Below are 14,384 nucleotides of genomic sequence, written 5' to 3'. Positions count from 1 at the left end.
TTAGTTTAAGAAACGATTATGCCAACTATCTTTTGCGGGAATTTCCCAATTTGTTCGATATTCGGCGATATTAGTAACCAGGTTATTGAACACGATAGTATTTGGGGATACTGATCTATTTTTAGCCATCTTTTTAAAATCAGAAAGAGTTTTATAAGCTACAAACTCTCCCTGTTTAAAAGAAACATTCATCTTATCTAATAGGTCTACACTATATGTTTGTTCAATTTTTTGAATAAAGTGAACAGAAGCATCAATAGAACAACCTGTTGCAGGGTTTAATCCTTGATCCAACCCAATAGCAATAAATCTTTTATACTTAATTTCATAGCCCGCTTTTAAATCCGAACCATGCGCCGTCCATTGTGACAAAAACTGATCTAATTGTCCTCTTACTTCTTCAAGTTCTTCTACAGTAAATGACCTATTTGCTTGATAAATCCATACTCGTGATGTTTCTGGAAGGTCATTAAAATCTACTAACATGAGCTATTCTTTTATTAATAAAACAAAAACGATTCTGTCTTTTAAGTTACAAAAAAAGTACTTATTCTTAAAAGAGACATTCGCTGTTATTTTTAGCGTTATTATATATGGTTTATATATCCTGAGCGTTAGCAATAAGTTCTGCTACATCCAAAACCTGTACACTATCTTCTTTTTCTTTGTTTTTTACCCCGTCTGTCATCATTGTATTACAAAAAGGACAACCTGCGGCGATGATATCTGGCTTTGTTTCTAACGCTTCTTCTGTTCTTTCGACATTAACATCTTTATTTCCCGGCTCTGGCTCTTTAAACATCTGTGCTCCTCCTGCCCCACAACACAAACCATTACGCTTGCATCTTTTCATTTCTATAAGTTCCACCTCTAATTTCTTAAGTAAATCTCTAGGGGCCTCGTACACGTTATTTGCGCGTCCCAAATAACAGGGATCATGAAACGTAATTCGTTTTCCTTTAAACTTACCTCCTTCAACTTTTAAGCGGCCTTCATCAAGAAGTGACTTAAGAAACTCTGTATGATGCATTACATCGTAATCTCCTCCTAATACAGGATATTCATTCTTTAGAGTGTTAAAGCAATGTGGGCATGCAGTAACTACCTTTTTAATCTCATAGGCATTCATTACTTCTATGTTCGTAACGGCTTGCATCTGAAACAAAAACTCATTACCCGCTCTTTTTGCCGGGTCCCCCGTACAACTTTCTTCTGTACCCAATACAGCGAAATCGACATTAGCATTATGAAGTAATTTAACAAAAGCTTTTGTGATTTTCTTTGCTCGATCATCAAAACTACCTGCACATCCAACCCAAAAAAGAACTTCTGGTTTCTTTCCTTCTGCCATATACTCTGCCATTGTTGGCACTTTTATCGCTTCGCTCATATTCTTATTTTTATAGTTATCCTTTTTAACAAAGGAAAATCAAAAGCTTTTTTTAATCGTGTTTACCATCGTCAAAGACTTCTATAGTAACAACGCGCTCTACCAACTCGGTAAACTTACCTGTATACCTTGTAGCTTTTACCAAGTGATTATCGATCCAATGATAATTACCTCCCCTTGGTTTTCCCATTAATATACTGTGGTACTTAAAACCATGCTCTTTAAGCCAAATCTCTGTTACTTCTCTATGAGCTTCGGTTCTAGAGGTAAAAAAACATATAATATGTCCTTGGTCATACCATTCATTTAATGTTTTTAAAGCATCTGGGAAGGGCTTACAAGCTGCCATACGTTCAGGCTCCTCATTTGGCACATCTTCAGTAATTGTACCATCTATATCGATAAGGTAATTTTTAATACCTTCTGGTAATACCGGGCTTACATGTTCTCCTTCTTCTACCTTGTCGTGCAATAATTTATCAATTTCTTCTTTTTTCATACTTTAAGTTTTTTCATTAAAATGGTGGTGAATTGTGGTTAATAATTAAATAGTAAAAATGTGGTTATTATTCGTTACTCCAGTTTAAACGATCCATTTGGTTAAATGGCCAAGGAGCTCCATTGTTTTCAATATTAGACATCATATTATTTAAATCTGATGGTGCCGCACTTTGCTCCATCACCAGATAACGTCGCATATCGATTATAATTGACAAAGGGCTTATACCTACAGGACAGGTTTCTACACAAGCATTACAACTTGTACATGCCCATAACTCTTCTGCACTGATATAGTCACCTAATAGCTGTTTATTATCATCTTCAAAGCTGCCATTTTTATCTATATTATCCCCTACCTCTTTAAGACGATCACGGGTATCCATCATAATTTTTCGTGGAGATAATTTCTTTCCTGTTTGGTTTGCCGGACATTCACTAGTGCATCGACCACATTCTGTACATGTATAGGCGTTTAACAATTGCACCCAATTAAGATCCGTAACATCTGATGCTCCAAACTTTTCTGGTTCACCCGCAACATCATCTTCAGATGGTGCTGCAAAAGGGTCTGCATTTGGATCCATCATAAGTTTTACCTCATTTGTAACGGCTTCAAGGTTATCCAACTGCCCTTTAGGGTTTAGATTTTCATAATAGGTATTAGGAAAAGCCAATATGATATGTAGGTGTTTTGAAAAATATAAATAATTTAAAAACACCAGAATTCCTAAAATATGTAACCACCATGCAGTTCTCTCTATCGCAATAAGTGTTATTTCTGAAAGCCCATCAAAAAAAGGTGAAATAAACTGACTAACTGGATAAGAACCTGCTTTTATATAATGTTCTGCCCCTATATTTTGCAACTGCAAATCGGAAGCATTCATTACTAAAAACAAAGTCATTAATATCATTTCGAAATAAAGAATCCAGTTACCATCGCTTTTTGGCCAACCTTTCATTTCAGGATTCCAGAAACGTTTTAGTTTAATAACATTACGTCTAATCCAAAAAACGATAACTCCTACTAAAACAAGTAATGCTAAAATCTCGAATGAAGCAATTAGAAAATCATAAAGACCTCCTAAAAACGCAAAAACTCTATGGGTTCCAAAAATACCATCAATGATAATTTCTAATACTTCTACATTAATAATTAAAAATCCAATATATACTACAATATGTAAAAATCCAGCAATAGGGCGACGCACCATCTTTGATTGCCCTAAAGCAACTCTCATCATATTTTTAAACCGTTCACTTTTATTATCAGAACGATCTACATCTTTCCCTAACCGGATATTACGAATAACTTTACGAATATTTTTAGTAAAATATCCAATACCTGCTACAAGGGCTATTATAAAAAGTATATTAGGTACATATTGCATCATCTTATTCTATTGAATCTGTTGGTTTTTCGTAAGGGGCATTTTTCTTCCCAAATACTGATATATGAACGTACCTTTTAGGATTTAATCTCAAATCCTGTAACAAGAGTTCTAATTGCTTACTAGTACGCTCTAAGTTATCATATAACTTATTATCCTTAAGCAATTTTCCAGCGGTTCCTTTTCCCGAATTGAGATCATTTGATATTTTATCAAAACTAATCAAAACTTTTTCTAGCTTCTTTCCAAGGTTGGCAACATTTATTTGAGATATCGAATCTGAAACCTTACTAAGATTGGCAGACATTTTATCAAGATTAGAAATTGTATTGTTTAATTTATCCTGATTACCTGATAAAACACTATTTAAAGAAGAAGATGCCACTTTAAAGTTTTTTACGGTAGCACTTAAGTCTTTAAAAATAGAGTTTAAGTTATTTTTATTATCTACATTAAGAATGCCATTTACAGAATTTAACAATGTATCTGCATCTGTAATAGCAGCTTCAAGTTTTTCTTGTAAAGGAGTTAATCTATCATTTACCAATTCTAAAAGACCTGCTTCTATTCTTCCTTGTAATGTATCTCCATCCTTCGCATCATTGCCTTGTTCATATTTAGGAATAATAGCCAAGGATTTGCCTCCTATAAGACCACCCCCATACACTTTTGCCTCACTATTCTTAGAAAAAGTAAAATCGCTATCTACATTAAATTCTACCACAAGGTTTCCTTTTGCATCTGCAAAATCTATTGACACTACCTGACCAACGATCATACCGTTTATAGTAACTGGAGACGATGCAATCAAACCTTCTACATTATTATATACAGCATAAAAGGTTCGTTCATTTTCCAGAAGATTCTTTCCTTTTAGGAAAGTATAACCAAAGATTAAAAGTGCTATCGCACATATTGCTAATATTCCTGTTTTAACTTCTCGAGTAAATTTCAAAATAGCTTATATTTAGAACACAAATTTAGGATAAAATATAATTCCTATTAGCAAATCTTTTAGGAATTATTAGCTCAAAAACAATTTTACAGTTTCTTTGAAACTAATTAGAGGAAGCTTCTACTTTTAAAGCTTCGTTTAAAGGGATTGGCTGATCTCCACGAAAAGCAACAATAAAACTTGAATCAAAACCTTTATCAACTGCAACTTCTCTTAATTCTTTTATTGATTCATAATTATCAGTACTACCATAATAATACTTAAAAAGCTCTCCTATTTTCATTTTAGACAACTGATCTAACCCATTAAAATTAAAAGATTTAAGCTCAACATTATCAGTTCCTGCTCCTATTTGAACTTTAAACTTTATATCATTACTTATTACTTCTTCATTTTTAACTTCATTAACGACTTTGGAAACTTCTATTATCTTTGGCTTTACAGCTTTATAAGTCGCCTCCAAACTCTTTTTATACTCTATAACAGAAGTTGTAATCGAAGTAGCCATTTCTTGCTGTCCTTTTTTAGAATTTAGATATTTTCCTTCGTTCTTATTAGTTAAAAAACCTAATTCGATAAGAACACTTGGCATATATGTCTGGTGTAAAACTACAAAACCTGCCTGTTTAACCCCTCTACTTTTTCTATCAAGTGCTCTTTTAAATCTCTTTTGAACAAAACTTGCCAGTGTTAAACTTTGATCCAAATATTCCTCCTGCATCAAGGTTAATCCAATAATTGATTCTGGAGAATTAGGGTCAAATCCATCATAATTTGCCTGATAATTGTCTTCTAAAAGAATAACCGAGTTTTCATTCTTTGCAACATTAAAATTTTCATCATTGGCATGTAACCCCAATACAAAGGTTTCTGTACCGTATGCTTGCGTTCTATGAGAATTACAATGTATCGATACAAAAAGATCAGCTCCTGCTTTGTTTGCAATACTACCTCTTTCATGCAACTCGATAAACTTATCAGTTTTTCTTGTATACACAATCTCAAAGCCACCTTCTTGTTTTAGAGCCTCTCCCACTGCCAATACTACCTTAAGAGCAATATCTTTTTCTTTATAACCATTTCCTCTATTTCCGGGATCATGCCCACCATGTCCTGCATCCAAGACTACTATAAATTTTTTCTTCTCCTGAGCATTTACCGAAGTAATAATGCCATTAGAAACAAAAATTAAAACGAGAAGAAAAATTCGATACTTATTAAATTTCATGTTTTTATGTTGTTCTAATAATCCTGACTTTTATTTTGCAAAACTATCATTTTGTACACATCAGACCTACAAATTCTAATGTTATTCTATTTTTTTGAAACATTTTAAGACAGCTACAGTTTCTATACTATAACTTATATGATAAAGTTAGTTCGCTGGTAACAAGCAATTATCTTATAAGTTAGCGTTATTAATGACGTGTCTAATCAATATATTTTTTTATTTTTTTATGATTTACAATCTAAGCATAAAAAATATATGTAATTTTGGCACTTCAAAAACTAAGCCATAGTTATACAAAAATAGGATTTAAACCATTGCAAACAACGGTACGTCATATACTTTATTCACTAAGTTTTTCACTGTTTTGTATTTGTCAAAGCATTGCACAAGAAACAAACAAAACAAAAGAGGTTTCTATTCCTGTAACCCAACAAGATACAGTTTCTGATACTTTAAGAAGACAAGAGATTAAGCCAGAAGAGTTATTAAATGAAAGAACTCAGGATACTACAGATCAAGATAGTATTGTACCTGAGCCACAGTTATTGACTGATAAAGTAGTATACAAATCTGTGGATTATATGCGATTAAGTCGTAAAGAGAATAAAATGTACCTGTACAATGAAGCCGAAATTGTGTATGGAGACATGCAGATTAATGCTGGCTTTATAATCGTTGATAACACTAAAAATGAAGTATATGCTTACGGAATTAAAGATTCTCTTGGTGAATATACTCAACCTCCAATTTTTAAACAGGGACAAAATATTGTAGAACCCGATTCGATCCGGTTTAATTTTGACACCGAAAAAGCGCTTATTTATAATTCGAGAACAGAACAAAACGGTTTCAAAATAAAAAATGAAATCTCTAAGCGAGAAAATGATTCTGTTGTTTTTATGAAAAACGTAAAGTTCACTACTTCAGAAAACATCGAAGATCCCGAATATTATTTCTATGCACGAAGAATAAAATTTGTTCCCAAAAAAAAGATTGTCACCAGTCTTGTAAATATGTATATAGCAGATGTCCCCACCCCTTTACTATTGCCATTTGGGTATTTCCCTATGTCAGAGAGCAGGACTTCTGGTTTTATTATGCCAAGCCCTGGAGAAGAAAATAATCGTGGGTATTTCCTTCAAAACGGGGGGTATTATTTTGCTATTAGTGATTATGCTGATTTAACGCTTACAGGAGATTACTATACCAACGGAAGTTACACATTAGCTTCTGAAACCTCTTATGCATTGCGATATAGATTTAGAGGGAATTTAAGATTTAGGTATGAAAATAATTTAACAAGTGAAAGAGGGTTTCCAGATTTCGCAAAAAGAACTACCTATAATATACAATGGTCTCATAGCCAAGATGCCAAAGCAAGCCCAAATTCTCGCTTTTCTGCATCTGTAAATTTTGGTAAGAGTGGTTTTTATCAGCAATCTACAAATCAAAGAAATACAGGTAATTTTTTAAATAACCAATTAAGTTCTTCTGTTTCCTACTCTAAAACTATTCCTGGAGATCCACAGGTAAATCTTAATATTGCTGCCACCCATAACTCTAATACCAATACAGGAGTGGTTAATTTATCTTTACCAAATACGTCTGCCAGTGTTTCTAGGATATTTCCTTTTGCTCCAAAAGTGGGAGTTAAAAAAGGAATCATTCAAAATATAAATACTCAATATAATTTTAGAGGAGAAAACAGAATTACAACTACCGATAGCTTGCTTTTTAAATCCGAGATGTTTAAAAATTCTCAAATCGGTATGCAACACACCATTCCATTAACCACCAATTTCAAGATCCTTAAATATTTGAGTGCTACAGCCGGGACAAATTTTCAGGAAAACTGGGTATTTGAAACCATAAAAAGAAGTTATGATTCTGATGCTAATGAAGGTGCAGGAGCCGTAGTACAAGATACTATAAAAGGGTTTGATGCTTTTAGAACCTATAATTTTTCTACTAGTTTAGGTACTGTTATTTATGGAACCTTTCAATTTAAAAAAGGAAAAAAGATAGAAGCCATACGACATACGATGCGTCCTTCTATAAGTTATAATATTACGCCTGCTTTTAGTGAGTTTTATGACACTTATACAGTAACAGACAACCCTAATACTGCTAATATAGATGAAACCGAAGTAGTAGAATATTCGAGGTTTGAAGGTGGTGCTTTTGGAGCTCCTGGAAATACATTTTCAAGCTCTATTGGGTTTTCTTTAAGTAATAATATTGAAATGAAGGTTAGAAGTAAAGATTCGACTGCTACAGAAGCAAAAAAAGTAACGATTCTTAATAACCTAAACTTTAGCACCTCATACAATATTGCAGGAGATTCTTTGAAACTGAGTCCGATTTCTGTTTCTGGAAATATCCCTATTATCAAAAACAAATTAGACATTAACTTTAATGCCACCCTTGATCCTTATGCGTTAGACAACAACAATCGTAAAATTGATGTTTGGAATATCGATAATGGAGGTAGTTTGTTTCGTCTAACCAGAGCCAGCAGTAATTTTGGATACTCTTTTAGTAGCGCTGATTTTGATAAAGGAAAACCTAACGATGATCCTTATGAAAATGAAACCTTTAGGAATGAAGGTAGGACAGATAACCTTTTTGGAGGAGGAACCAACTTTAATAATGAACAATCATACGATAAGACAAAGAGTGATAGAGACACTGATAAAGATGTCAAGAACTATAATTATAAAATTCCATGGTCCTTGCGATTATCGTATAATATAAACTATAGTAATAGTGCACGTCAAAATGAGATTTCTTCTCATTCTCTAATGTTTTCGGGAGATGTAGAACTTGCTCCCAGATGGTCTGTAGGAGTTTCATCGGGATATGATTTTAAAAACCCTGGCTTTACTTATACCAATTTAAGGTTTCAAAGAGATTTAGAAAGTTGGGTTATGAATTTTAACTGGATTCCTTTTAGTTCCCGTACTTCCTGGAATTTCTTTATTGGTATCAAGTCTTCTGTATTAAGTGATATCAAATGGGATAAAAGAAGAGAACCAGACAGACAATTATAACTATAAAAGCAAGTTCTATAAATTAGTCTAAAGCAACAATCATTAATTATAATATATTCTTCGCATGAAAAAAATAATAACAACATCCAAAGCTCCAGCACCAATCGGTCCTTATAACCAAGCTGTTTTAAGTGGTAATACGTTATACACTTCTGGACAGATTGCTCTTGATCCAGCAACAGGAGAACTAGTGGTAGGCGATATCAAAACAGAAGCTCAACTAGTGATGCAAAACTTAAAAGCAGTTATAGAAGAAGCAGGAATGACATTTGAAAATGTAGTTAAAACAACTATTTTTTTAAGTGATATGAACAATTTTGCTGCAGTAAACGAAATATACGGTAGTTATTTTAATGAAGACACTGCTCCTGCTAGAGAAACTGTAGCTGTTTTGACATTACCAAAATCTGTAAATGTAGAGATATCTGTGGTTGCTATTAAGTAAAACGCAACATAAAATATGATAAAAACCTAGCGAACTATGCTAGGTTTTTTTATTGTTTATTCTAACTATTAATAAAATCTTTTAATACGCCTACGACATAGTCTACTTCTTCTTTTGTATTATATTTTGAAAAAGAAAATCGAATCGATGGTTTTTGCAAATCATCTTCAGAAAGAATTTCTGTTAATACATGAGACCCCTTGCTACTACCACTCTGGCATGCACTTCCTTTAGAACATGCAATTCCATTAATATCTAAATGAAACAATAATACACCAGCTTTTTCGGCAGAAACCGGCAAACACACATTTACCAAAGTATAAGTGCAATGCCTCTTACTATCAGAGTCTGCATTAAATCGAACTCCGTGAATAGCATTCTTTAGTGTATCTATAAAATACTGCTTAATCTCTTCTATATATTTTTTTTCTTCTTCAAGATGATCATAAGCTAATCGTAATGCCTCGTCCATACCCACAATATTATGTACGCTTTCTGTTCCTGCTCTATAACCTCGTTCCTGTTCTCCTCCAAAAATTAACGGTTTTAAACCTGAATTTTTTCGTATATAAGCAAAGCCAACACCTTTTGGGCCATGAAATTTATGAGCACTTACAGCTATAAAATCGATATAAAGCTTACTTAAATCTACTTCATAATGACCGATCGATTGTACCATATCACTATGAAAAATAGCACCTTTTGATTGGCATAAATCTCCAACTCTTTCTACATCTAGAATTGTTCCTACTTCATTATTTATATGCATCAGACTTACCAATGTCTTGGTGTTAGAAGTAGCTAATAATGACTCTAGATGTTCATAATCCACACTCCCATTTTCTTTAATTCTAACATAGCTTACAACTATATTTGTACGAGATTCTATTTCCTGAACTGTATGTAATACTGCATGATGTTCTATTCTTGATGTAATAATATGTAAGACACCTAAATCTCTAACCGCACTATTGATAACTAAATTATCAGCTTCGGTACCCCCAGAAGTAAAAATAATTTCAGAGGCACTCACTCCTAAATATTTTGCAATATTTTTGCGTGTTTGTTCTATATGATTTTTGGCAGATCTACCATAAGAATGACTAGAAGAAGCATTCCCGAAATCACTTTCTAATACTTCAACCATTCTTGTTATTACTTCTGATCTTATGGTCGTTGTAGCAGCATTATCAAAGTAAATTTTTTGCATAAGAATACAGTATTTTTGAAACTTATTAGATGTTACATTTTAAGAGTATAGAATATCAGTTTATTTGTTAAAATAGTTAAACTACTTCACTAAAAAAATATCAATCCAAAAGGAATATCCTCTCTATCGAATATTATGTGTTTATTTTTAAAAGAATAATTCTGAAAATAACGATGGATATATAGTATAGGGCATTTTCTATTACTTAAGTACTTTCATTTAAAAAAACTTTAACCATCGCAAAGTATTTGTCAGAAAAGTCCAAAAACCCAATGATATTCTTGTGCAAAACTAGTTAAAATAAAATTATTTTAAATCAGTCATTCAATAATCTTTCAATTGCCTTATTTTTGTCCAAAATTGTTATTCGGAAGACATAACCAAAACATTATGGTTTTTTTATCGTCTTTATATATAACGTACTAATATTAAAATTTTGAGACCTGGTGAAAAAGCTTATATTTTTATTTTTTTATAGTCTGATATTGTTTTCTTGTGACGATGGAGACATTATCATAACCAGCTTTGAGTTTGATGAAGCTGACTTAGAACTTTGCCAAGGATCTGAGGAAAATGAATACGTTTTTTATAAAATCAATACAACAATTAATGAATCCATTTCTTTTCGCTTTATTAATGCAGCGTTTTCTGATACTATTGCTTCAGAAACACCATTATTAATAGTACTGGGTCAAGAACCAAACACTTTAATATATAGAAGTTTTACGACAGAGATCACTAATGACTACTACTGTTCTAATGTTCCTAATAGCAGCATTTCTATTATAGAAGAACGTGTAGGAAACTCTGGCACGGTAGAAATCTTTACCGAAATCATAGAAGAAGATGATAATGATGGTATCCCAGCAGAAGACGAAGATTTAAATAATAATGGTAATTTGGAAGATGATGATACAGACGGTGACGGAATTCCTAATTATAAAGATCAGGATGACGATAATGATAATATTCTAACCAGTGTAGAATTGCCCAATAATATTCCTGACAACGATGAACCAAGAGATACAGATAACGATAACATACCTAATTATTTGGAAGAAGATGATGATAATGATGGTATCCTAACCAGAAATGAGGATTTTGATAAAAATGGAAACCCCAGAGATGATATAAATCCTGATACCGGTATTGCTTATTATCTTGATGCAGAAGCTACTCCTGCAGAAATAGATATTGCCCCTGCACTCGATAATACCGTTAAAACAACCTTTAGAACAACCATATCCGTAAACAAACTAGTTTTCGACAGTGGTGATCAGAATTTTGAAAATGACAACTTTTCTTTTGGACATCGAGATGTTACCATTAATAAGGTTACCAAAAAAAATGAATAGAATATATATAATGCATAAATCAATACACTTACTTTTTCTATATTTTCTACTTAGCAGCTGTAGTGAAGGAGATGTTTTAGAAAATAATATTGACAATTTTACAGCTCCTATAGAAAGTTGTACAAATACTGAAAAAAACACATTTGTATTGTATAAGATAGACCAAGAAGCTACTCGCTCTTTTTCGTTAGGATTTACCAGTACCACTTTTACACTAGAGCCTGATCCCGATGAACTTTCTGTAACTATCGAATTAAACAACACCACCAATACACTGGTATATAGAAATTTTGGATCAAAAATAAACGGAGCATCTTATTTTTGTGCCAGTGTACCTCCTTCTGGTATTGCCATAAATCAAGAATTCTTAAGTACCGATGGAAATGCTGAAATCGTATATACTGTAAAAGAAGAAACAGATACCGCAATTGTCTATACCAGAAAAATAACATTGAAAGATATCACTCTGAACGGAGCAGAGTTTTCGTTACGACAAGAAGTACTTGAATTTGGAGAAGACGAAATAACTGTTGCTAAATAATTTCTCTATAATAATTGGTTGTTTTTAAATTAGCACTAATACACTAGTTATTGATTACCCTGGTAATAAAACACGTTTTAGGTTTTTACCATGTAAACGAATCATTTCTTCTTCTAAATATTGCAAGAGGTCAGGACAATTCATTTTAAAATCATTACAAATGATTTTTTTTGTTTGACCATTAAAAATAAAGGTTACTATTAGCTCACTGTTACAAGAGGCATCGTTCGAGTACACCGGCTTCAAATCCAAAATACCATTGTCAACCAAATATCGCACCAAGTTATTTCTTTTTTCTTTACTTATTGTTTTTTTAGAAATACCGATGTATTTATAATCATTACTTTCAAAATGATCCGAAGAAGGATAAAAAGTTAATATTGTGTCTCTTAAGACAAATTGATCATAATGAAATGCTCCTCTTTCTATTTTTAATAGCACCGAAGAAGTATCTGGAACCACAGCATTCTTAATTTCCTGATCATTACTCTGCTTTTGCTGATTATGTTGTCCTTTATTTAATTCTGAACAGGCCAAAAAACAAAAAACGAATACTAACATACTTAGAATGAGTTTCATTTATCTACAATATTGAATTTATAATGAAGTTAATAATACCTATATTATGAATTGAACAGGTTACAAACTTAGTTTTTTTGCTGGTTTTGGCATATCTTAACCAACTAAATATTCAATTTGATTATGAAATATTGTTTATACCATCTCCTGACTAAATTTACACAATAAAATTGCATTTTTTTTGTCTAATATTATCAAAAAAGACCATCTTTTCAGACAGTCTTTTTTATTAAAGTTGAAACAAAGTAACTTTTTAACCTCCACATCGACCTCCATTAACCCATCGTCCATTTGTTAACGTGTATAAGTAACCATTGTAGGTAATTTTTGAACCATTACTATAGCTCTGTCCACTGTTATATGCACTTACTCCACTGCAGATATCAGAATTTGTATTTGTATTATTATTATTATTATTATTATTATTATTACCAGAATTTGAACTTGCAGATCCACATTGGCCCCCTCTAACCCATCTATTATTAGTTAAAGTGTATAAATATCCACCATGGGTAACTTGATCACCATTACTATAACTTCTGCCACCAGCATATGCACTTACACCATTGCAAATATCTGTTGAACCGTTATTATTGTTATTATTGTTATTATTGTTATTATCACTAGCAACATTGTTAGCATTATTGCCGTATGCCCAAGTAATGGCTGTTCTATCATCTGCAGTCCACCTTGCCGTAGCACTTAATGTCCAGCCACATGTATAAACACTACTTTTCATAATAGATCCACAATCATTTGAAGCGTGATATGCAGCATTGTTCGTTCCCGGAATATGTGTACCAGAAGTTACATCAGAGTGATGAAAACCAAGTGTATGACCTAGTTCATGAAGCATTAATGCCATTTTATCAGCATCGGAAGTATTGTTATGGTTTTTGGCTACATTAATATTAAGATAGTTTCCCACATTTCCATTTCCTGATGGTCCACCAGCTCTAGCAAAAGCTCCTGTATTATTGTCATTAAAAGTAGACAGTATAACATCGGCATTAGCACGTGTATTTGTACTTCTTATAGAAATATTAGCACTTACTGAAGACCAATGCCATGCAGCCCATGAGAAAGGGGATCTGTACGCTTGTGGAAAATCGGCTTCCATAAAATAAGTAATATCTCTTGAATGACTATGACTAACGTCTTGACCTATCCATTGATTTTTAGCTTCTAAGCCATTACTAGAGGTTCTTGCTAAACTTCGATTTTGTACATAATTAAATGAAATTCCCATATCGCCAACAAAAAATTCTTCAGAATCTATATCTGTTTGAATATCATTTTCATCATATCCTAATATTTCGGTTAAGTAATCAAGTGTTTCTTGAGCATTGTCTGGCAAACCAAAAGGTTCATCATTTAAGCTTTCTTTTTCGCAACTTATTAAAGTCATTATACTAATTACCAATAAAAATTTGAGTCTGTGATTAAACATAATTTAATTATTTAACAGTTATGTAACATAAAATTAAACTTATTTTAACTTTAAAAATGATAGTAAATTAGCAAAACCTTATACTAAATACGGTTAAACCGTATTTTTACATTTAAATAACTAAAAACAAAAGAGTATGTATGTTTAAATCCAACCAATTAGAGGTGTTAGCTTCATAACCTGAAACCTATCTAGTGAAAATCTATGTTAAAAAACAAAGTTTTGATTTTCAAATGAGATCAAAAATCACAATGAAATGGTTTGAACTTTTTTTATTCATTAGAAA

13 protein-coding genes are annotated in these 14,384 nt (G+C 32.3%); 4 read left to right on the top strand and 9 right to left on the bottom strand.

The window, feature by feature from the left end; all coding sequences use genetic code 11:
* The 6 genes from ABW636_RS03025 to ABW636_RS03000 all read right to left on the bottom strand — a co-directional run bounded on the left by ABW636_RS03025 (position 1) and on the right by ABW636_RS03000 (position 5,465).
* Positions 1 to 486, bottom strand: coding sequence for an ABC transporter ATPase (locus tag ABW636_RS03025; protein WP_367588474.1), 486 nt, complete (start codon positions 484 to 486; stop codon positions 1 to 3).
* 112 nt (positions 487 to 598) lie between these two features.
* Positions 599 to 1,390 carry a (Fe-S)-binding protein gene (locus ABW636_RS03020; RefSeq protein WP_367588473.1) on the bottom strand — a complete coding sequence of 264 codons (792 nt, stop codon included), beginning with the start codon at positions 1,388 to 1,390 and terminating at the stop codon, positions 599 to 601.
* 52 nt (positions 1,391 to 1,442) lie between these two features.
* Entirely contained in the window at positions 1,443 to 1,889 is a 447-nt protein-coding gene (locus ABW636_RS03015) for an LNS2 domain-containing protein (protein ID WP_367588472.1), read from the bottom strand.
* Positions 1,890 to 1,956: 67 nt separating this feature from the next.
* A complete protein-coding gene (locus ABW636_RS03010; protein ID WP_367588491.1) occupies positions 1,957 to 3,282 on the bottom strand; it encodes a 4Fe-4S dicluster domain-containing protein in 1,326 nt (441 codons plus the stop codon).
* A 4-nt stretch (positions 3,283 to 3,286) separates the two neighbouring features.
* Positions 3,287 to 4,237 carry an MlaD family protein gene (locus tag ABW636_RS03005; RefSeq protein ID WP_367588471.1) on the bottom strand — a complete coding sequence of 317 codons (951 nt, stop codon included), beginning with the start codon at positions 4,235 to 4,237 and terminating at the stop codon, positions 3,287 to 3,289.
* A gap of 103 nt (positions 4,238 to 4,340) precedes the next feature.
* A complete protein-coding gene (locus tag ABW636_RS03000; protein WP_367588470.1) occupies positions 4,341 to 5,465 on the bottom strand; it encodes an N-acetylmuramoyl-L-alanine amidase family protein in 1,125 nt (374 codons plus the stop codon).
* A 266-nt stretch (positions 5,466 to 5,731) separates the two neighbouring features.
* Between ABW636_RS03000 and ABW636_RS02995 the strand changes: the two genes are divergently transcribed.
* Both ABW636_RS02995 and ABW636_RS02990 read left to right on the top strand, forming a co-directional pair.
* Positions 5,732 to 8,518, top strand: coding sequence for a putative LPS assembly protein LptD (locus tag ABW636_RS02995; RefSeq protein WP_367588469.1), 2,787 nt, complete (start codon positions 5,732 to 5,734; stop codon positions 8,516 to 8,518).
* Between the two features lie 64 nt (positions 8,519 to 8,582).
* Positions 8,583 to 8,963 carry a RidA family protein gene (locus ABW636_RS02990; RefSeq protein ID WP_367588468.1) on the top strand — a complete coding sequence of 127 codons (381 nt, stop codon included), beginning with the start codon at positions 8,583 to 8,585 and terminating at the stop codon, positions 8,961 to 8,963.
* Positions 8,964 to 9,024: 61 nt separating this feature from the next.
* Here the strand turns inward: ABW636_RS02990 and ABW636_RS02985 are convergent, their stop codons facing one another.
* On the bottom strand, positions 9,025 to 10,173 hold the full coding sequence (locus ABW636_RS02985; protein ID WP_367588467.1) for a cysteine desulfurase family protein: 1,149 nt from the start codon (positions 10,171 to 10,173) through the stop codon (positions 9,025 to 9,027).
* Positions 10,174 to 10,619: 446 nt separating this feature from the next.
* Here ABW636_RS02985 and ABW636_RS02980 point away from each other — a divergent pair, with 446 nt between their 5' ends.
* Both ABW636_RS02980 and ABW636_RS02975 read left to right on the top strand, forming a co-directional pair.
* Complete coding sequence (locus ABW636_RS02980; RefSeq protein WP_367588466.1) at positions 10,620 to 11,528, top strand: hypothetical protein; 909 nt, start codon at positions 10,620 to 10,622, stop codon at positions 11,526 to 11,528.
* Complete coding sequence (locus ABW636_RS02975) at positions 11,521 to 12,069, top strand: hypothetical protein (protein ID WP_367588465.1); 549 nt, start codon at positions 11,521 to 11,523, stop codon at positions 12,067 to 12,069. Before ABW636_RS02980 ends, ABW636_RS02975 begins: the two co-directional genes overlap by 8 nt.
* A 54-nt stretch (positions 12,070 to 12,123) precedes the next feature.
* Here ABW636_RS02975 and ABW636_RS02970 read toward each other — a convergent pair whose 3' ends face one another.
* Positions 12,124 to 12,648: a hypothetical protein gene (locus ABW636_RS02970; RefSeq protein WP_367588464.1), complete on the bottom strand. Its 525-nt coding sequence runs from the start codon at positions 12,646 to 12,648 to the stop codon at positions 12,124 to 12,126.
* Between the two features lie 253 nt (positions 12,649 to 12,901).
* Complete coding sequence (locus ABW636_RS02965; RefSeq protein ID WP_367588463.1) at positions 12,902 to 14,098, bottom strand: M57 family metalloprotease; 1,197 nt, start codon at positions 14,096 to 14,098, stop codon at positions 12,902 to 12,904.
* Positions 14,099 to 14,384 lie beyond the last annotated feature (286 nt).

The sequence above is a fragment of the Aquimarina discodermiae genome (assembly GCF_040786235.1).
GTDB lineage: Bacteria > Bacteroidota > Bacteroidia > Flavobacteriales > Flavobacteriaceae > Aquimarina.
Note: the sequence above shows the minus strand (reverse complement) of the source record. Positions and strands in the feature narration are given on the sequence as shown.